This window comes from Nonomuraea sp. NPDC001684, from assembly GCF_053596515.1.
The window spans coordinates 1-19,448 of sequence record NZ_JBSFGJ010000155.1 but is presented as its reverse complement, the minus strand read 5'-3'; the positions used below and the strand labels follow the sequence as shown (position 1 = coordinate 19,448).

Sequence of the window (19,448 nt, the reverse complement as noted above, 5' to 3'; positions counted from 1 at the left end):
CTTCTTGACGAATCTTAATGGTGAGCTCCATCATAAATCCTGATCGAGGCGCTCACCCAGAAAAAAGAGGCCAGATCACGGGCATGGCCGCGGGCGGCTCGCGGCGACCGGAAGCCGAGCGCCATGCTACGACCCGCCGCCCGCCCTGTCACCGACCGACGATCCCGCCCCCGAACCCCCCAGGGACCTGTCTTGCTGCTGCCACGACCCGTCCATGTGACCCCAGACGGCGGGGAACCCTTCGCCCTCACCGCGACCACAGTGATCGCCGCCCCTCCCGGCCTGTCGCGGGTGGAGGGCTGGCTGCGGGCCGCGTTGTCGCCCGCGACCGGCCTGCCGCTGCCCGCCGGACCGCCGGGGCCGGGGGCGATCGAGTTCGCCCTGACCGCTGGGCTCGGCCCGGAGGGTTACCGCCTGACCGTGCGTACCGACGGGGTGCGCGTCGAGGCGGGCGACGCGGCCGGGGCGTTCTACGGCGCGCAGACCCTGCGCCAGCTCCTCCCGCCCGCGGCCTTCCGCAGGGGCGCGGTCGGCGAGCAGGACTGGCTGCTCGCCCCGGTCACCGTCGCCGACCGGCCGCGCTTCCGGTGGCGCGGCTGCCTGATCGACGTGGCCAGGCACTTCCTGCCGAAGCCCGACCTGCTGCGGTACATCGACCTGCTGGCCGCCCACAAGCTCAACGTGCTGCATCTGCACCTCACCGACGACCAGGGCTGGCGGCTGGAGGTCAAGGGCTATCCGAAGCTCACCGAGGTCGGCGCCTGGCGCAGGGAGAGCCCGCTCGGCGACCGCCGGCACGGCGTGTTCGACGGCCGCCCGCACGGCGGCTTCTACACCCAGGACGACCTGCGCGAGATCGTCTCGTACGCGGCCGACCGGTTCGTCACCGTGGTGCCGGAGATCGAGCTGCCCGGCCACTCGCAGGCGGCCATCGCGGCCTATCCGGAGCTGGGCAACCTCGACGAACGGCTGGAGGTCGCCACCGGGTGGGGCGTCTCGCCCAACGTGCTCAACGTCGAGGACGCCACGCTCGCCTTCTACCGGGACGTGCTCGACCAGGTCATGGAGATCTTCCCCGGCGAGTACGTCTGCGTGGGCGGCGACGAGTGCCCCAAGGAGCAGTGGCGGCAGAGCCCGTCGGCCCAGCGCCGCATCGCCGAGCTCGGCCTGCGCGACGAGGAGGAGCTGCAGAGCTGGTTCATCGGCCAGTTCTCCGACCACCTGGCGGCGCGCGGCCGTCGCCTGCTCGGCTGGGACGAGATCATCGAGGGCGGCCTGCCGCCCGGGGCGACGGTGGCGTCCTGGCGCGGGACGTACGGCGCGGTCGCGGCGGCGCGGGCCGGGCACGACGTGGTCACCTGCCCCTTCACCGAGCTCTACCTGGACTTCCGGCAGTCCGACCGGCCCGACGAGCCGGTCCCGATCGGCAACGTGATCTCGCTGCGCGACGTCCACGGCTTCGAGCCGGTGCCGCCGGAGCTGACCGAGGCCGAGGCCGCCCGGGTCCTCGGCGCGCAGGCCAACCTCTGGACCGAGCACATCGACTCGCCCCGCGGGCTCGACTACATGGCCTTCCCGCGGCTGTCGGCCTTCGCCGAGGTCGTGTGGAGCCCCGCCGGCGGCGACTTCGACGACTTCCTGGCGCGGCTGCGCCACCACGAGCGCCGGCTCGCCGCGCTGGGCGTGGAGTACCGCAAGGAGACCGGTCCCGAGCCGTGGCAGACCCGGCCGGACGTCCGCGGCCGGCCCAAGGAGCGGGCGGAGACCGAGGCCGAGGTGGCGGCCTGGACCCGCGGCCTGCGGCGCAACCTCAGCGAAGGGAAGCGAGCATGATCAAGCCTCTGTCCGTCGTCCTCGTCGGCCTGTCCTGCTTACTCGGACTGGTCACCCCGGCCCAGGCGGCGACTCCGGAGCTGTCGGCGTACTTCAGCAGGCCGAGCGTCGACGGCACGCTCGCCGACCCCCTGCCCGCGAAGGTGCTGGAGCTGATCGGGCTGGCCGCCCCGGACTCCACGCTGCGCGTGGCGACCTTCGTGCTGGAGCTCAAGACCGTCAAGGACGCCCTGGTGGCGGCGCACGACCGGCAGGTGGACGTACGGGTGGTGTCCGAGGGATCGGGGCACAACGCGCTCCTGGACGAGCTGGCCGCGGCCGGCGTGCCCGTCACGCTCTGCGACAGGGGCTGCAACGGGCCGGACACCGACATCAGCCACCACAAGTTCCTCGTCTTCAGCCGGCTCACGGACGGCAGGACCGACGTGGTCGTGCAGAGCTCGCAGAACCTCGCCCCCGACACCGGCCTGCACCAGAACATGCTGATCAGCTCGGGCGACGCCGCGCTGGCCGACGGCTACCGGCAGGTGTTCGACACGCTGGCCTCCCAGGTGCGGACCTCCTGGCGGGCGCCGTTCACCGCCACCAGCGGCAAGGTCACGGTCTGGATGGAGCCCCGCGACACCGCCTACGACCAGAGCGCCTACGGCAGCGCCGACCTGGTCGCGGCCATGATCCGGGACGTGGGCTGCCCCGGCTCGATCCGCGTGGTGCAGTCGCAGTTCGCCACGGACCGGCCGCTGGTCATCGCCGAGCTCAAGGCCAAGAAGCAGCAGGGCTGCGACGTCCAGGTGCTCGTGGCCGAGGGCAACCAGACGGCCGCGACCGCCGCCGAGCTCGCCAAGGGCGGGATCGTGGTGCACACCTTCCGGCCCGGCGGCTGCCACTACCCGATCGGCGACACCTGCGCGCCGGACAGCGTCCACTCCAAGATCATCCTGGTGGACGGGCCGTCGGCGGCGGCGGGCGGCGCGCGGCGCAGCTACGTCTACACCGGCTCCCACAATCTCAACGGCGGCTCCCTGACCGCCTCGGACGACTCCTTCGTCCGCGTCGACGACCCGGCCGTCTACGCGGCGTACGACGCCGACTTCGCCTCGATGAAGGACGAGGTCGTCAAGATCGTCCCCAGGGCCTTCCCCGGGGCCGGACTCCAGATGACCGCCAACGGCCCCGACGACCAGCGCGCGCCCAGGGCCGCCGCCATGCGGTCCGGCTACACGGCCGTGGCCTGGGAGGACGACCGCGACCGCGCCTCGGTGGAGGGCACCGAGGTCTACGCGCGCATCTACCGCGACGGGCAGCCGGTGACCGGCCCCGTCAAGGTCTCGATGGGCGGCGTCGGCTGCGCCGCCGGCTGGAACCACGTGCAGCCGTCGGCCGGCGTCGACGACGCGGGCAACGCCTACGTCGCCTGGGCCGAGGACGGCGACTGCCGGGGCGAGCACAACATCGCGGTGCGCAGGCTGTCGCCGTCGGGCACGCTGAGCGCGACGATCTGGGCCAACGACCCGCAGTGGAGCGGCGACCAGACCCGGCCGAGGATCGCGGTCCGCGGCGCCGGCGGGTTCACCGTGGCCTGGGAGGACGGCCCGACCGGGACCGTCCGCGCGGCCGGCTACGCCTCGCTGACCGCCCGTACCTTCGCGCCGCTCCAGGTGGGCACGGGGGACCGGCCCGACGTGGCCGTCGACGGCGCGGGCACCGCGACCGTGGTCTGGCAGCAGGCGCCCGACGTGTACGGCAGGCGGATCTCGGCGACCGGCGCGACCGTCGCCGCCGCCACCCGGATCAACACCAACGCCGCCACCCAGCACCTGGCCCCCGCCGTGGCGACGACCCCCGGCGGCGACAGCGTCGTGGCCTGGAGCGACAACGTGGCGGTCACCGGCGGCGACGTGACGACCGTCTGGCGGGTGCGGACGCGCGGCCTGACCCCCACCCTGGGCCAGAGGTTCGCGGAGATCCCCGTCGCGTTCGGCAGGTACGCGCCGAACACCCCCTCCGACGGCGGCAAGGAGTACCCGCCGCTCTGCGGAAAGGTGGACCAGACCTACCGGTGCGCCGTCCAGGGGTCGCCGTCCGTGGCCGTCGACGACACCGGGCGGTTCGTGGTCGGCTGGACCGAGTCCGACCTGTGGAACGCCGGCCGCTCCCACGAGGTGTACGCCCGCGGGTTCAACGCCGACGGGACGACGACCGGCCGCTTCCCCTGCGAGCGCATGAACCCGAACACCGCCGGCGACCAGTCGGGCACCGCCGTCGCCGCCGACGGCAGCGGGTTCCACCTCTTCTACGTCGAGGACTTCGACGCCAACGGATACGGCGACGTCGTGGCCAGGACCGGCTTCACCAACACCGGACTCTGAGCCCGCCGCCCGCCGCGACCGAGACCCTGATCACCATCCCCCCGACGCCTTCTAGAGAAAAGGAACTGCCCGTGCGCCTGCGTATGGCACTCGCCGCCGCCCTGGCGATGACACTGGCCGGTTGTGGCTCCGGCTCCGACACCACCGCCACCAAGCCAGGAAAAGTCACGATCAGCTACGCGATCTGGGAGAAGAACGACCAGCCCAGCACCCAGAAGATCATCGACGCCTTCCAGAAGCAGCACCCCGACGTCACGGTCAAGCTTGAGATCACCCCGTGGGACCAGTACTGGACCAAGCTCCAGACCGCGGCCACCGGCGGCGCGGCCCCCGACGTCTTCTGGATGAACAGCCTCAACGTGCGCATGTACGCCAAGGGCGGCGTCATCGCCCCCTTCGAGAACGCCGACGTCAGCGCCTTCCCGCAGGCCATCGTGGACGGCTACCGCTACGACGGCAAGCTGTACGGCATGCCGCGCGACGTCGGCGTCCCCGTGCTCTGGTACGACAAGGAGCTGTTCGACAAGGGCGGCGTCGCGTACCCGACCGCCGACTGGACCTGGGACGACCTCAAGGCCGCCGCCAAGAAGCTGACCGACCCGGCCAAGAAGCAGTACGGCCTGCTGGCCCCCCTGTGGGACCAGGGCGGCTTCTACCCCACGATGATCCAGGCCGGCGGCCACGTCATCTCCGCCGACGGCAAGAAGTCGGGCTTCGACGAGCCCGGCTCCATCCAGGGCCTGGAGTTCTGGACCGACATGATCAACAAGGACAAGGTGGCCCCGCCCGCCCAGGCGACCACCGACACCAGCCCCGTGCAGCTGTTCATGACCGGCAAGTACGCCATGTACTACGGCGGCTCGTGGCTGGCCAGCACGTTCAAGACCAACACCGAGCGCGGCGGCAAGGTCGACGTGGCGCCCCTGCCCAAGGGGCCGGCGCAGGAGGCCGTCATCCTGCTCGGCCTGGCCAACTCCGTCTCGGCCAAGAGCGAGCACCCGGCCGAGGCCGCGCAGTTCGCCACGTTCCTGTCCTCCGACGAGGCCGAGAAGATCCTCAGCGACTCCGGCGGCGCCTCGGTCTCCTCGCGGGCCGGCACCCAGGACGGCTGGTTCGCCGCCTTCCCGGACTACCACCTGAAGGAGACCTTCGACGCCTCGATCCCGAACGGCGTGCCGTACCCCGTCTCGCTCAACACCGCCAAGTGGCAGGACGTGCAGAACAAGCTCCTGGCCGAGGCGTGGGCGGGCAAGCGGCCGACCGCGGAGGCGGCCAAGGAGATCGCCGCGCAGATGAACGAGATCCTGGCCGAGGAGTAGCCGATGGTGCTGACCGAGGAACGGGCCGCCGCCGTCAAGGCGGCGGCCCCGCCGGGGCGGCGGTCGCGACGCGACTGGCTGTGGGGTTACGGGCTGATCGCGCCCATGGCCCTCGGGCTGGCCGTGTTCTACCTGTGGCCGATCGTCCAGACGCTCTACCTCAGCTTCACCGAGTCGGGCGTGTTCGGCGGGCAGACGTGGGTGGGCCTGGACAACTTCATCGCCCTCCTCGGCGACGAGGAGATGGCCGGCGCGCTGCGCAACACGCTGCTCTACTCCGTGCTCGTGCTGGTCGGGGTGCCGCTGTCGATCGTGATCGCGGCGCTGCTGAACGTGCCGGGGCTGCGCGGGCTGGGCTTCTACCGCACGCTGTACTTCCTGCCGGTGGTCACCATGCCCGCGGCGGTCGGCCTGACCTGGCGCTACCTGTACAACGGCGACTTCGGGCCGATCAACTACCTGCTCGGCCTGGTCGGGATCGACGGGCCGTACTGGGTGTCCGACCCCGAGTTCGCGATCTACGCGGTCGCGGTGGTCGGGATCTGGACCTCGCTCGGGTACAACGCGGTGTTGTTCCTGGCCGGGTTGCAGGGCATCCCCAAGCACTACTACGAGGCCGCCTCGATCGACGGCGCGGGCCGGGTGCGGCAGTTCTTCCGCATCACGCTGCCGCTGCTCACGCCCACCACGTTCTTCGTCGTGGTGATCACGCTGATCAACACGCTGCAGGTCTTCGACCTGGTCTACCTCATGATCGACACCAAGAGCCCGGCGCTGGCGGGCAGCCGCACGATCGTCTACCTCTTCTACGAGCAGGGCTTCGTGCAGAACAGCCGCGGCTACGCCGCCGCGATCGCGGTCGTGCTGCTGGCCCTGATCCTCATGCTGACCGCCGTCCAGTTCCGGCTGCAGAGGCGGTGGGTGCACTATGAGTAGGCGCTGGATCGTGCACGCGGTCCTGCTCATCGGCGGTCTGATCATGGTCATGCCGTTCGTCTGGCAGCTCGTGGTCTCGCTGCAGACCATGACCGAGTCGATGCGGGTGCCGCCCACGGCGGTCCCCTCCTGGCAGTGGCACAACTTCGCCGACGTGTTCCGGACCGTGCCGCTGGGGCGGCAGTTCCTCAACACGGTGGTCGTGACGGCCGCGGTGACGGCCGGGCAGCTGCTGCTGTGCTCGCTGGCGGCCTTCGCCTTCGCGCGGCTGGACTTCCCCGGGCGCGGGCCGATCTTCATGCTGTTCCTGGCCGTGCTGATGGTGCCGGGGGAGCTGTTCCTGCTGCCCCGGTACGAGATCATGCAGGGCCTCGGGTGGCTCAACACCCTCCAGGCGCTCATCGCCCCCGGCGTCTTCGGCGCCTTCGGCACGTTCCTGCTGCGGCAGTTCTTCAAGACCCTGCCCAGGGAGCTGGACGAGGCGGCGCGGCTGGACGGCGCCAACCCGCTGCAGATCTACTGGTGGATCATGTTGCCGCTGGTCCGGCCCGGCCTGCTGGCGCTCGGGCTGCTGACCGTCATGTGGTCCTGGAGCAGCCTGCTGTGGCCGCTGGTGGTCAACACCGATCCGGAGATGATGACGCTCTCCGCCGGGCTGGCCTCGCTGCGCGGCCAGTACCTGACGAACTACCCCATCCTCTTCGCCGGGTCCGTCGTGGCCTCGCTGCCGGTGATCGTTCTCTTCGTGGTCATGCAACGGCAGCTGATCGCCGGGATCGCGTTCACCGGCTCGAAGGGCTGATCCGCAAGTCTTTTCTCCCGCTATATCCCCTTATTTAGGAGTCTGCGTGTCTTCGTTCCGTAAGTGGATCATTGTCGCCTTAGGCGTCACTCTGGCCTCGTCCGCCTCACCGGCACTGGCCGCGCCCAAGCCCGTGGACGTGCAGTTGCTGTCGCTCACCGACTTCCACGGCTACATCACCCCGCAGAGCAACGCCGCCGACGGCACGATCAAGGATCCGCAGGGGAACACGCTGGTGGTGGGCGGCGCGCCGTACCTGGCCGCGCATCTCGACCGGCTCCGGCAGGGGCACGAGAACACGGTCACCTTCTCCAGCGGCGACAACTTCAGCGGCTGGCCCACCGAGGTGTCGTACCACGCCGACGAGCCCACGATCGAGTTCCTGAACAAGATCAAGGTGGAGTTCACCACGGTCGGGAACCACGAGCTGGACCGGTCCCTGAAGTTCCTGCGCGACCACATGGGCAAGGGGGAGTGCTTCGGCGAGGTCGGGCTCGACAGCTGCTTCACCGACTCCGACGGGCAGCCCTTCCATGGCGCCGACTTCGACATCTCCACGGCCAACATCACCATGAAGGGCGACACCCGCCCGGTGCTCCCGCCGTACGTGATCAAGCGGTTCCAGGGCATCCCCGTCGGGTTCATCAACCTGACCACGCCCACCACCGTGGACGGCTCCACCTCCTACCAGCCGTCGCTGGACAACCTGCCGCTGGTGGAGACGGCCAACAAGTACGCCGAGATCCTCAAGCGCCGCGGCGTCAAGGCCATCGTCGCCAACGTGCACGAGGGCGGCAAGGCCGGCGAGGACTACAGCGGCTGCGGCGACCAGAAGGCCGGACCCATCTGGGACTTCGCCAAGAACGCCTCGCCCGACATCGACGCCATCGTCACGGGCCACTGGCACTGGTACTTCAACTGCTCGATCCCCGACCCCGCGGGCAACCCCCGCCCGGTCGTCGAGGCCGCCAACCACGGCCGCCTCATCAGCGAGATCAACCTCAAGCTCGACCGCCGCACCCGCGACGTCATCAGGACCGCGACCACCGCGGCCAACCACCCGGTGACCCGCGACATCGCGCCCGACCCCGCCATGGTGAAGCTGGTCGACCACTGGAACGCCATGCAGAAGGAGACCTACGCCAAGCCGTACGGGACCATCACCGGCGACCTCACCAGGACCCGCGACGTGACCGGGCAGAGCACGCTCGGCAACACCGTGGCCGACGTGGAGTACTTCGACTCCCAGCAGACCGAGGGCGGCAAGGCCGACCTGGCCATGGTGGCCGTGGCGCCGACCAAGGGCTCGAACTCGCTGCGCGGCGACCTGAGGTTCGCCAAGGGCGCCAACGCCGCCGACGCCGACGGCAAGGTGCTCATGGGCGAATCGTGGGCCGCCTGGGGTTACGCCAACCCGGTGGTCACGGTGTCGGTCAAGGGCTCGCAGCTTGAGCAGGCCCTGGAGCAGCAGTGGCAGACGCAGGCCGACGGCACCGTGAAGTTCGCCCCGCTGGCCGTGTCGAAGAACGTGCGCTTCTCCTACTCCCCGAACCGGCCCGTGGGCGACCGGATCAACCCCGCCGACGTGGTCATCAACGGCCGGCCGCTCGACACCGGCCGGACCTACCGGCTCGCGGCGCTGGCGTACACGCTGCTCGGCGCCGACGGCTACACCGCCTTCGCCGGGTACACCGACGCGGTGCGCGGCAGCCGCGACTACGAGGCCATGCGGGCCTACCTGCGACAGGGCCCGCTGACCCCGCCCGCCCTGGACCGCGCGGTGGCCCTGCCGTAGTGCTCCGGGCGCGGGGGGCCGCGCGGCCCCCCGCGCCCCGGAGTTGCGGCATGCTCCGATCATCCGGCGAGCGGGTGCGGCTGCGGGCCGGCACCCTCTACGCCGCCCTCGACCGGCTCCACGCCGAAGGGCTGGTGGCGGCCGACCGGGAGGAGGTCGTCGACGGGCGGGCGCGGCGCTACTACCGGCTGACGTCCGACGGCGAGCTCCGGGCCGGGTCGACGTCGCCGCCCTCCTCGTGCCCGTCGCGCTGCTGCTCGGCGCGCTCGCGCGAGCCGCCACGTTCGGAGCGGCGGCCTGGCAGCCGCCCCTCCCGGGCCCGGTCCGCTGGGCGGCCGGCGGCTGCTGTGGTGGATGGCCGTGTTCGTCGGCGGCGGGGTCGCCGGTGTTGCTGGGGGTGCCGGCGGCCGTGGTGCTGGGCGTGACGGCCTGGATGACCAGGGTCGCCGGAAAAGCCCCGGCGCCGTCTCGCGTGGGACAAACCGGTCAGTGAATGACTGGTAACGTCTGCGCGATGACGATTTCTTATGACGTGGCAGGCGACGGACCGGCCCTGCTCCTCCTGCACGCGGGGGTCTGCGACCGGCGCATGTGGGACCCCCAGTGGGAGGCCCTGGTCGCCGCCGGCTTCCGGGTGGTCCGATGCGACCTGCGCGGCTTCGGGCAGAGCCCGCTGCCCACCGAGCCGTACAGCAACTCCGGCGACGTGCTGGGCCTCCTCGACAGCCTGGGCATCGACCGGTTCTTCCTGGTCGGCTGCTCCTACGGCGGGAAGGTGGCGCTGGAGGTGGCCGCGAGCAGCCCCGAGCGGGTGGCGGCGCTGATCCTGCTCTCCGCCGCCCTGCCGTGGCGGGAGCCGAGCGCCGAGCTGCGCGCGGTCGGCGAGCGCGAGGACGCGCTGGTCGAGGCGGGCGACCTGGCGGGCGCGGCGCAGCTGATGGTCGACCGCTGGCTGGGCCCCGAAGCCGACGAGAAGGCCGGGCGGACCGTGCACGAGATGCAGCTGCGCGCCTACGAGCTCCAGCTCGCCGAGGGGGTCGTCGGCCCGGTCAAGGTCCAGGTGGACCCGGCGGCCGTGACGATGCCGTGCCTGGCCGTGTCGGGCGCGCACGACGTCGCCGACTTCCGGCACACCGAGGCCGACCTGCCCGCCGCCCGCAACGTCGAGCTGCCCTGGGCGGCCCACCTGGCGAGCATGGAACGGCCGGACGAAGTCACCGAGCTGATCGTCGGGTTCCTGCGCGAGCAGACCCGCGCCTGACGCGCCAGGTCACGAGGAGGAGCAGTGAGCCCGCACGTCGACCGCGAACTCGTCCAGGCCGCCACGGAGGTCGCCCGCACTCGCTGCCGGGGTGACAACCACACCATGGCGGCCGCCGCGCGCGCCCGCGACGGCCGGATCGTCACGGCGGTGAACGCCTACCACTTCACCGGCGGGCCGTGCGCCGAGCTGGTCCTCATCGGCACGGCGGCCGCCCAGGGCGCGTACGAGCTGGACACGATCGTCGCGGTGGGGGACCGGGAGCGCGGGGTCGTCCCGCCGTGCGGCCGTTGCCGTCAGGTGCTGCTGGACTACTTCCCGGCCCTCCAGGTCATCGTGGGCGACGGCGACCGTCTCCGTACGGTCCCCGTCACCGACCTGCTGCCCGAGACCTACGTCTGGGCCGACCACCAGCTGCCTCCCGGCGCCCCTGCCTGACCTCTCGCGCATGCCGCGCCGGGAGGGCAGGCGGGGGCGGAAGGGCAGGCCGGGGCGCCGGCGCGGTCAGATGAGGCCCAGCGCGAGCATGGCGTCGGCGACCCGGCGGAAGCCGTCGATGTTGGCGCCGGCCACGTAGTTGCCCGGCATGCCGTACTCGTCGGCGGTCTGCAGACAGCGGCCGTGGATGTCCTGCATGATCTCCTGGAGGCGGCGCTCGGAGAACTCGAACGTCCAGGAGTCGCGGCTGGCGTTCTGCTGCATCTCCAGCGCGCTGGTGGCCACCCCGCCAGCGTTGGCCGCCTTGCCCGGCCCGAACGCGACGCCCGCCTCCAGGAACACCTTGATGCCCTCCGGCGTGGTCGGCATGTTGGCCCCCTCGCCGACCGCGACCAAGCCGTTGTCCACCAGGAACGCGGCGTCCCGGCCGGTGATCTCGTTCTGCGTGGCGGACGGCATCGCCACCTCGCAGGGCACCTCCCACACGCTGCGGTCCGGGACGAAGACGGCCTGCTCGCCCCGGCGCTCGGCGTACGTCTCCAGACGGCCCCGCTCGACCTGCTTGACCTGCTTGAGCAGGTCGAGGTCGATGCCCTTCTCGTCGAGCACGTAGCCGGAGGAGTCGGAGCAGGCCACCACGACGCCGCCGAGCTGCTCGATCTTCTCGATCGTGTAGACGGCCACGTTGCCGGAGCCCGACACGACGACCCGCTTGCCGTCGAACGACGTGCCGCGGGCCTTGAGCATCTCCTCGACGAAGAACGTGCAGCCGTAGCCGGTGGCCTCGGTGCGTACCTGGGCGCCGCCGTAGACCAGGCCCTTGCCGGTGATCACGCCGGATTCGTAGCGGTTGGTGATGCGCTTGTACTGGCCGAACAGGTAGCCGATCTCGCGCCCGCCGACGCCGATGTCACCGGCCGGGACGTCGGTGTACTCGCCGATGTGCCGGTAGAGCTCGGTCATGAAGCTCTGGCAGAAGCTCATCACCTCGCGGTCGGAGCGGCCCTTGGGGTCGAAGTCCGAGCCGCCCTTGCCGCCGCCGATGGGCAGACCGGTCAGGCCGTTCTTGAAGATCTGCTCGAACCCGAGGAACTTCACGATGCCCAGGTAGACCGACGGGTGGAAGCGCAGCCCGCCCTTGTACGGCCCGAGCGCGCTGTTGAACTCCACCCGGAAGCCGCGGTTGATCTGCACCTCGCCCCGGTCGTCCAGCCACGGCACGCGGAAGATGATCTGCCGCTCGGGCTCGCAGATCCGCTCGATGATCTTCGATTCGGCGTACTCGGGATGCTTGCCGAGAACTGGGCCGATGCTTTCGAGCACCTCGCGCACGGCCTGGTGGAACTCGACCTCGCCGGGGTTCCGGCGCAGGACGTTGTCGTAGGTCGACGACAGTTTCTCGTGCAACAAGGGCTCCCTACATCACTGGTGCGATCCTGCTCACTTTACGATTCGGCCACGCGTGAGCAGCAGCCGCCCCGCCCCGAGGACGCCGTCGCCGGACCCGGGACGGCGCCGGTAAAGGAAGGTTTGCCCGCCTGGCCGAGTGCGGGAGGGCGGTGGGGTAGCGCGGATCCTATGACCGGCAAGCGCAAGGACGATCCGTCCGTGGGTGACGAGGTCTCCTGGAAGAGCCACGGATCCACGGCCCGCGGCAAGGTGGAGAAGAAGATCACCAAGAGGACGAAGGAGGCCGGCCGTACGGTGGCGGCCTCGCCGGACGACCCGCAGTACGTCGTGCGCAGCGACAAGAGCGGGCGCGAGGCCGTGCACAAGCCGTCCGCCCTGCGCAAGGACAAGGGCAAGGGCGCGAAGTGAGCGACGACCGGGACGTGGCGGCCGAGTTCGGCCAGGCCGTCAACATGACCGCGCACGAGCTGGAACGCTGGCTGGACACCGAGGAGTCGAAGGAGGTCGGTCAGAAGCAGGACGGCGGCGGCGAGTCGACCGGCCACGCCTCCGGCCGCGAGATCGTCCGGCTCCTGCGCAAGGGCAGGTCCGCCTGGACCGGCCACGACTACGAGCACATGACCAAGGTGATCGGCTACATCCACCGGCACCTGGCGCAGCGCCCGTCCGGTGACGTCCGGGAGACCCGGTGGCGCTACTCGCTGATGAACTGGGGGCACGACCCGCTCAAGTGAGCGGCGCTCGCTGCTCAGTCGTCGTGGGCGATGAGCATGAGCTGCCGCCACAGCAGCACCACGAACACCGCCGAACCGGCGAAGGCGAACCAGAAGGGCGCCGCGACGCCGAACCGGGTGGCCAGCACGCCGCCGATCAGCGAGCCGACCACCAGGCCGGCGTAGACGCAGACGGTGTTGACGCTGCCCACCCGTCCCTGCAGCTCCTGCGGCACCGCGCGCTGGCGGACGGTGCCCGAGGTGGTGCCCCAGATGAAGGCGTGCGCGCCGAAGACCAGGAAGATGGCTCCGGCGACCCACGGCGAACGGGTCAGGGCCAGGCCCAGGTGGGTGAACGTCTCGATGATGAGCCCGATCCGCATCAGGGCGCCGAGGCTGACCCTGCGGGTGATGGTCCCGTACAGGCCGGTGCCGATCAGGCCGCCGATCCCGCCGATGGTGGTCATCAGGCCGAACCCCATCGCGCCGAGGCCGAGCTGCTCCTGGGTGTAGAGGACGAGCACCGACCAGGCCGCGCCGAAGGTGAAGTTGAAGATCAGGATGGTGAGCGCCAGCGTGCGGACCGCCGGGTGCCGCACGGTCCAGCTGAACCCGGCGACGAGCTCGCGCACGGTGTTCGGACGCGGCGCGTCGTCCGGCCGGACCCGCGCCGGCAGCGCGATGCGGGAGACCAGGATCATCCCCGCCAGCACCAGGAGCAGCTGGCTCGCGAACGGCCAGGTCAGGCCCAGTCCGAACAGCGCCGCGCCGATCGGCGGCCCGGCGAGCTGGTTGAGCGTGATGAACCCGGTGCCGAGGCGGGCGTTGGCGACGATCAGGTCGTCCCTGGAGACCATCATCGGCGTCAGCGTGGACGTCGCGTTGTCGGCGAACACCTCGGCGATGGACCGGAGCGTGAGCGCCGCCAGCGCCGTCGCCACGGTCACGGTGCCGGTCGCCATGAGCACGACGAGCGCCGCCAGCACCACGGCCCGCACGGCGTTCGCGACCAGCACGATCCTGCGGCGGTCGTACCGGTCGGACAGGACGCCGGCGTACAGGCTGAACGCCAGCGGCGGCGCCCAGCTCACCAGGGCGGACAGCGAGATCATCAGGGGGTCGCGGGTCAGCGTCGCGATCAGCAGCGGGCCGGCGGCGGCCGCGATCCCGTCACCGAGATTCGTCAGCCAGCTCGACGCCAGCAACCATCGGAACCCTGTCCCCAACCGGGCCGGCAGGACCCGTTCCACGACTGTGACCACGAGCGCAAAACCATACGTTTCACCGAGCGTCCGAGGCAACGCGTTTTCCACCAGGACCGCATCGCCCACCCGGGGCCGCCCCGAGCCGCCCCGAGCCGCCCGAGCCGCCCGAGCCGCCCCGGGCCGTCACGGGGTGCCCGATCCGGGGCCGTCACGGCATGGCCGCCCCGGGGCCGGCGCGGGGGGCGGGAACCGGGGGCGTCGCCGGAGCCGTCAGGGGGCGCGGAAGCCTCGGAAGGTCACGGTTCGGCGGGTTCGGAAGCCGAGCCGCTCGTAGAGGGCGATCGCGCCGGTGTTGGCCTCGGCCACGTGCAGGAACGGGCGTTCGCCGCGGGCCACGATCCGCGAGACGAGCGCGCCGACCAGGCGGCCCGCGTGGCCTCGGCCGCGCGCCTCGGGCGCGGTGCACACGGCGCTGATCTCGGTCCAGCCCGGCGGCCGCAGCCGCTCGCCCGCCATCGCGACCAGCTTCCCGCCGTCGAAGACGCCGAGGTAGGCGCCCATCTCGCGGGTACGCGCCCAGAACGGCCCCGGTCGCGTCCTGGCGACGAGGTCGAGCATGTGCGGGACGTCGTCCGCGCCCAGCTCGGTGACGTCGCCGGGCGCGGCGGGGACGCGGTCGCCGCCGTCCCAGATCAGCTGGCGGCCGTCGAGGGCGAACACCGGCTCCCAGTCAGGCGGCGGGGACGCCGGGGAGCTGAACAGGTCGGCGAGCTGGCCCGGCCCGAGCAGCCGGGCCAGGTCGGCCCACGCCCGCTCGTCCGGCTCGGCAGGGACCGAGGAAAAGGTCGCCACCTCCGCCTGGTACGTGACCGCCGCGCCCAGCCGCCGGGCGAGGTGCGCGTGACGGCCGCGCAGTGACGCGCCTACCGGGTCGTCGAGCGGGGTGGCGTCGCGGTCCGCCATCGTGGTGTGCGCCTCTCGGGTGGTACGGGGGAGCCGGCTGGAGGGACGGGGGGTCATCCGGCGCCGGTCATCCTAATGACCTGGCCACGATGCTCTATGCCGGGCCCCGTGCAGGCCCCTTGTGCCCGCCCCTGTGCTGGGCCCCTTGTGCTGGGCCGTGTGCCGGGCGCGGCACAGGGTTCTGAGGCAGCTCCTGTGCCGGGCCTTTGCGGCGGCGCAGCGGTGGGTCGGCGATGGGTCGGTGGCGGGTGGGGGGTGGGTCAGTGGCGGGACGTGGTTTCGATCGTCTGTTTCATCTCCGCCGCGCCGTATCGCATCCGCAGGCCGACCTCGGCGGCTCGCGCGTCGGGCAGCACGTCGGTGATCCAGATCAGCCGGCCGGCCCCCTCGCCCTCCGGACGGACCTCGAAGGAGGCGTGATGGTGGGCCAGCGGCGGCCTCGCGCCCTCCACGACCGCGTAGGCCAGACGGCGGGCGTCGTCGTCGATCGCCACGATCAGCTCGCGGATCACGTGCCCGTCGGGGAACGTCAGGAACCGCTGGTCGCCGTCCAGCCTGGTGTCCTCGACGCGGCCCGGGAGCAGCCGTTCGTGCACGGCTCCGACGTCACGCAGGACGTCCCAGATGTGGTCGGGGGAGGCGTCGATGACGACTTCGTGCCGGATGGAGGCCATGGGGATCCTTTGCTTACGTACTTCATTATGAAGTACTTCGCTATGTTAGCGAACGTCCCAGTCCTCCCTTCGTGGCGGGTAGGCGAAGGTCTGGTGGTGGGCCCAATCGCCGCGCACGACGCGGTAGTCGTGCGCCGCCTCGCTGGCGGGGTGGTCGGGACCCACGTCGACCCGGTCGGCGACCGACCAGACGCCGTTGATCCGGTGCTCCACGGTGTAGAGGAACTCGTTGAACCCCGTCTCGGACACGCACGTGTTGACGACGGTGAGCGCCCGCCGGCCCGCCGTCAGCCCCGGCGGGAGATCGACGATCTGGTTCCGCCACTTGTGGACGGCGTCCTCCAGCAGCGGCCGCCACCTCGCCGCGGGCACGCCGTCCAGGGTGATGGTCGCGTCCTGCAGGCCGACGCCGGCGTCGAGCCGGCGGATCAGCCGTACGCCGGTGTTGGCCGGGCTGACGCTCACGGTGAACCGGCTCGACCCGCCGCGGGGGAACGCGCGGCCGTCGTCGGTGACGATCTGGCCGGGGTCCACGGTCTGCCCGGACGCGCGTTCGGGCCGCGGCTCGGGCCGTCCCGTCAGCCGCAGGGCGACGACGACGGCCAGGACCAGCGCGGCGGCCACCGGCACGGCGATCCCGGCGAACAGGACGGCCCGCCGCAGCCCGCCACCGCCCCCGACCGACACCGCCCCGCCCGGCGGCACCGGCCCCGCCGAGCCGATCGCGGCCGACAGCATGCCACTGGACGCCTGCGGGCTGCCGGCCGTCTGCGGGCCGTCGGACGCCTGCAGGCCGTCGGACGTCGGCGAGCCGCGGTCGTCCCAGGAACCGGCGGGCAGCCGGCTGATCCGCACCCGGTCCCAGGCCCGCTCCCAGGCGGGCAGCTGGTGCTCGGGCACGCGGCACCCCCGCAGGAACGCCACCATGACCGCCTTCTTGGGGAAACGCCGACCGGCCAGCATGTCCGCGCACGTGCTGCGCGGCAACCGGGCGCCGCCCGACCTGTCGGCCCGCGCCTGCAACTCCCGCAGCGACACGTCGGCCCGGGCGAACTGCTCGGCCAGCAGCCTCACCAGATCCTCGTGACAGGTCACCGACTCCGGCCCGGCGGCCTCCGCGGCGCCCGGCGGCGGCCCGCCGCCGTGGACCTCGCTCATCGCTCCCCACCCCGCCCTCTCTTGACCGGGCCGTAAGGCCCCGCAGACCAGCGACAGAAAGTGTACGGACGGTCGCGCCGCGTGTCCGGATTCTCGCGGTCCGGCCGGTGCCACGTTCCTGTGCCGTGCGGGAGCCGTTGCTACGCTCCTGTGCCGTGCGGGAGACGCGGCTCGACACTGCTCGGATCCGGGCGGCACGCCCGGTGATCGACTCCATGTTCCTCGACACGCCGCTGTTCCCCTGCCCGGCGCTGGAGCCCCACCTCGGGTGCGCGGTGAGCGTCAAGCTGGAGACGGCGAACCCGGTGCGCAGCTTCAAGGCCCGCGGCACGGAGCTGGTCGCGAGCCTGCTCGCCGACGGCGGCGCACGGGCCGTGGTGTGCGCCAGCGCGGGCAACCTCGGCCAGGCCCTCGCCTGGTCCGGCCGCCGGCGGGGCCTCGACGTCACCGTCGTGGCCCCCCGCTCCGCGCCCGCCGCCAAGCTCGACCGCATCCGCGCCCTGGACGCCGGGCTGGAGCTCGTGGACGGCGACTTCGACCTGGCCCGGGAGCGGGCGGTGGCCATGGCCCGGCACCACGGCATCCGGCTGGTCGAGGACAGCCTCGACATCGAGACCTGCGAGGGCGCCGCGACCATCGGCCTGGAACTGGCCGGAGCCGTGCCGCCGTATGACGCTGTGCCGTCGTACGACGCTGTGTTGATCGCCCTCGGCGGCGGGGCGCTGGCCACCGGCGTGGGGCACGTGCTGAAGGAGCTCGCGCCCGGCGTCGAGGTGATCTGCGTCCAGCCGCTGGGCGCGCCCGCGATGACCCTCTCCTGGCGACGGCGGCGCGTCGTCACCACCGGCCCGACCCGCACCATCGCCGACGGCGTCGCGGGCCGGCGTCCGATCCCGGCCGTCCTGGACGACCTCCTCGTGGTCGCCGACGACGCCGTCCTGGTGCGGGAGGAGTCGATCGTGGCCGGCATGCGGCTGCTCCTCGACCACGCCGGCCTGGTGGTGGAGCCGTCGGCCGCGCTGGGCGTCGCGGCGATCCTCGAAGACCGCGACCGCTTCGCCGGCCGGCACGTGGTCACCATCGTCTGCGGCGCCAACGTCGACATGGACGCCTACCGCCGCTGGATCGGCGCACCCCCGCCGTAGACCGCGACGCTCAGCGTTTCTCCTGGGGTTCGCCGGCCAGCCAGTCCCAGCTGGTGATGGTGGTGCGCATCAGGCGGGCGGCGGTGGACAGGTGGCTGTCGGCGCCCCAGAACAGGGTGAGCGTGCGGCGGCAGTCGGGGTCGTCGACGTCCACCCAGGCCAGCGGGGCGCGGGTGGTGGAGCGGCGGGCGAGGGACGGGACGAGCCCGATGCCGAGCCCCGTGCTGATCAGGTCGGCGATGGCGCTGGGCTCGTCGCCCTCGCAGACGATCCGCGGCGTGCGGCCCCTGGCGGCGAAGAGCCGGTCGAGCAGCCGGCGCTGCCAGTGTCCCTTGCGGGCGGTGACGAAGGGCTGGTCGGCGAGGTCGTCGATGGTCACCGACGTACGGGCGGCCAGCGGGTGGTCGAGCGCGGTGGCCAGCCCGACCGGCTCGTCCAGCAGCTCGGCGGCCTCCAGCCCGTCGGCGTGGATCGGCTGGGAGGCGACGCACAGGTCGAACTCCTGGGCGCGCAGGCGGCGGGTCATGTCGTCGGCGGGGGTCCAGTGGAGCTCGATCTCGGCGGCGGGATGGGCGCGCTTGTAAGCCGCGAGCGGCCCGGTGAGGGTCAGGAAGGTCTCCGAGGCCAGGCGTACGGTGCCGAACCCCTCGGCGGCCTCGGCGACGGCTCGCCGTCCGGCGTCGAGCTCGCCGAGCGCCCGTTCGACGAAGCCGCGGAACAGCGTGCCCGCGCCGTTCAGGCGGAGCCGGCCGCCGCGGTCGAACAGCGGCGTGCCCAGCTCGCCCTCCAGGCGGGCGATCGTCCGGCTCAGGGACGGCTGCGCGACGCGCAGCTCCTCTGCGGCGGCGCTGAGGTGTTCGAGCCGGGCCACCACCAGGAACTGGCGGAGGGCGTTCAGATCCATCATGCCTCCCAACGCATAACACCATAGCAATATAGATCTTGGACAAGATAACTCAGGAGCCATAGCGTCGGAGGCGTTCCACCAGGACGGACATGAGGAGGACCCCCGATGCTCAGCGTGGTCGACGGACCGCGAGCCGATGCCACGCGCCGCACGGCACCCGTGGGCTGGACGTTGCGGGCGACGGTCAGCGCCCACATGGCGGCGATCGCCGGACAGCCGGTGTTCGCCGGCGTCTACCTGACCGGCGACTACGACAGCCTGCGCTGGCACTCCCTCGGCGCCGACGTGGTCACCTCCATCGGCTACCTGCAGCTGATCGTGACGATCGTGGTGTGGGCGCGCCTGCGCCGCAGCGGGCCGTTCCTGGCCACGGCGGCGGTGGTGGCGGCCGAGACGGCGCAGTACTTCGCCGGGCTCGACGGCGCTTTGTGGTTGCACATCCCGCTGGGGGTGGCGACCGTCGCCGCGCTCACGGTGCAGTTCATCGACGTCTGGCGGCGCCCCTTCCCGCGTCGGGCGG

Annotated in this window: 19 protein-coding genes; 13 read left to right on the top strand and 6 right to left on the bottom strand. The window is 71.9% G+C overall.

All coding sequences use genetic code 11. The features are described 5' to 3' along the window. Nucleotides 1-123: 123 nt before the first annotated feature. From ACWCSD_RS25590 to ACWCSD_RS25550, 9 genes are all read left to right on the top strand, one after another. Complete coding sequence (locus tag ACWCSD_RS25590; RefSeq protein ID WP_449918459.1) at nucleotides 124-1,833, top strand: beta-N-acetylhexosaminidase; 1,710 nt, start codon at nucleotides 124-126, stop codon at nucleotides 1,831-1,833. Continuing rightward, nucleotides 1,830-4,202 (top strand): phospholipase D-like domain-containing protein, encoded by a 2,373-nt coding sequence (locus tag ACWCSD_RS25585; protein WP_449918456.1) that lies wholly within the window; start codon nucleotides 1,830-1,832, stop codon nucleotides 4,200-4,202. Before ACWCSD_RS25590 ends, ACWCSD_RS25585 begins: the two co-directional genes overlap by 4 nt. A gap of 71 nt (nucleotides 4,203-4,273) precedes the next feature. Next, nucleotides 4,274-5,521, top strand: coding sequence for an ABC transporter substrate-binding protein (locus tag ACWCSD_RS25580; RefSeq protein WP_449918453.1), 1,248 nt, complete (start codon nucleotides 4,274-4,276; stop codon nucleotides 5,519-5,521). 3 nt (nucleotides 5,522-5,524) lie between these two features. Next, nucleotides 5,525-6,457, top strand: a complete 933-nt coding sequence (locus tag ACWCSD_RS25575; RefSeq protein WP_358295034.1) for a carbohydrate ABC transporter permease — start codon at nucleotides 5,525-5,527, stop codon at nucleotides 6,455-6,457. Continuing rightward, nucleotides 6,450-7,259, top strand: a complete 810-nt coding sequence (locus ACWCSD_RS25570; RefSeq protein ID WP_387678612.1) for a carbohydrate ABC transporter permease — start codon at nucleotides 6,450-6,452, stop codon at nucleotides 7,257-7,259. The genes ACWCSD_RS25575 and ACWCSD_RS25570 overlap by 8 nt, the downstream gene beginning before the upstream one ends. Before the next feature lie 46 nt (nucleotides 7,260-7,305). After that, nucleotides 7,306-9,054 carry a bifunctional metallophosphatase/5'-nucleotidase gene (locus tag ACWCSD_RS25565; RefSeq protein ID WP_449918449.1) on the top strand — a complete coding sequence of 583 codons (1,749 nt, stop codon included), beginning with the start codon at nucleotides 7,306-7,308 and terminating at the stop codon, nucleotides 9,052-9,054. Between the two features lie 50 nt (nucleotides 9,055-9,104). Further along, entirely contained in the window at nucleotides 9,105-9,479 is a 375-nt protein-coding gene (locus ACWCSD_RS25560; protein ID WP_449918446.1) for a PadR family transcriptional regulator, read from the top strand. A gap of 89 nt (nucleotides 9,480-9,568) precedes the next feature. Then, nucleotides 9,569-10,315, top strand: a complete 747-nt coding sequence (locus ACWCSD_RS25555; RefSeq protein WP_449918443.1) for an alpha/beta fold hydrolase — start codon at nucleotides 9,569-9,571, stop codon at nucleotides 10,313-10,315. 24 nt (nucleotides 10,316-10,339) lie between these two features. Continuing rightward, entirely contained in the window at nucleotides 10,340-10,753 is a 414-nt protein-coding gene (locus ACWCSD_RS25550) for a hypothetical protein (protein WP_397161868.1), read from the top strand. Between the two features lie 66 nt (nucleotides 10,754-10,819). On the opposite strand, the gene gdhA is transcribed toward ACWCSD_RS25550, so the two are convergent. Then, nucleotides 10,820-12,163, bottom strand: coding sequence for an NADP-specific glutamate dehydrogenase (gene gdhA, locus ACWCSD_RS25545; RefSeq protein WP_397161867.1), 1,344 nt, complete (start codon nucleotides 12,161-12,163; stop codon nucleotides 10,820-10,822). A 168-nt stretch (nucleotides 12,164-12,331) separates the two neighbouring features. Between gdhA and ACWCSD_RS25540 the strand changes: the two genes are divergently transcribed. Both ACWCSD_RS25540 and ACWCSD_RS25535 read left to right on the top strand, forming a co-directional pair. Then, complete coding sequence (locus ACWCSD_RS25540; RefSeq protein ID WP_358295020.1) at nucleotides 12,332-12,571, top strand: hypervirulence associated TUDOR domain-containing protein; 240 nt, start codon at nucleotides 12,332-12,334, stop codon at nucleotides 12,569-12,571. Further along, the gene (locus tag ACWCSD_RS25535; protein WP_358295018.1) at nucleotides 12,568-12,897 is read left to right on the top strand and encodes a DUF3140 domain-containing protein; all 330 of its coding nucleotides are present in this window, start codon (nucleotides 12,568-12,570) and stop codon (nucleotides 12,895-12,897) included. Before ACWCSD_RS25540 ends, ACWCSD_RS25535 begins: the two co-directional genes overlap by 4 nt. A gap of 14 nt (nucleotides 12,898-12,911) precedes the next feature. Here ACWCSD_RS25535 and ACWCSD_RS25530 read toward each other — a convergent pair whose 3' ends face one another. The 4 genes from ACWCSD_RS25530 to ACWCSD_RS25515 all read right to left on the bottom strand — a co-directional run bounded on the left by ACWCSD_RS25530 (nucleotide 12,912) and on the right by ACWCSD_RS25515 (nucleotide 16,876). After that, the gene (locus ACWCSD_RS25530; protein ID WP_449918437.1) at nucleotides 12,912-14,138 is read right to left on the bottom strand and encodes an MFS transporter; all 1,227 of its coding nucleotides are present in this window, start codon (nucleotides 14,136-14,138) and stop codon (nucleotides 12,912-12,914) included. A gap of 213 nt (nucleotides 14,139-14,351) precedes the next feature. Beyond that, nucleotides 14,352-15,101 (bottom strand): GNAT family N-acetyltransferase, encoded by a 750-nt coding sequence (locus tag ACWCSD_RS25525; protein WP_449918435.1) that lies wholly within the window; start codon nucleotides 15,099-15,101, stop codon nucleotides 14,352-14,354. Between the two features lie 203 nt (nucleotides 15,102-15,304). Further along, nucleotides 15,305-15,718: an SRPBCC family protein gene (locus ACWCSD_RS25520; protein ID WP_397161864.1), complete on the bottom strand. Its 414-nt coding sequence runs from the start codon at nucleotides 15,716-15,718 to the stop codon at nucleotides 15,305-15,307. Between the two features lie 45 nt (nucleotides 15,719-15,763). After that, a complete protein-coding gene (locus ACWCSD_RS25515; protein ID WP_449918433.1) occupies nucleotides 15,764-16,876 on the bottom strand; it encodes a hypothetical protein in 1,113 nt (370 codons plus the stop codon). 155 nt (nucleotides 16,877-17,031) lie between these two features. On the opposite strand from ACWCSD_RS25515, the gene ACWCSD_RS25510 reads away from it, so the two are divergent. Beyond that, on the top strand, nucleotides 17,032-18,021 hold the full coding sequence (locus tag ACWCSD_RS25510) for a threonine ammonia-lyase (RefSeq protein WP_449918431.1): 990 nt from the start codon (nucleotides 17,032-17,034) through the stop codon (nucleotides 18,019-18,021). A gap of 10 nt (nucleotides 18,022-18,031) precedes the next feature. Here the strand turns inward: ACWCSD_RS25510 and ACWCSD_RS25505 are convergent, their stop codons facing one another. Then, the gene (locus tag ACWCSD_RS25505) at nucleotides 18,032-18,928 is read right to left on the bottom strand and encodes a LysR family transcriptional regulator (RefSeq protein ID WP_449918429.1); all 897 of its coding nucleotides are present in this window, start codon (nucleotides 18,926-18,928) and stop codon (nucleotides 18,032-18,034) included. A 105-nt stretch (nucleotides 18,929-19,033) separates the two neighbouring features. Here ACWCSD_RS25505 and ACWCSD_RS25500 point away from each other — a divergent pair. Further along, a partial coding sequence (locus ACWCSD_RS25500; protein ID WP_449918427.1) for a hypothetical protein occupies nucleotides 19,034-19,448 on the top strand: 415 nt, incomplete at its 3' end.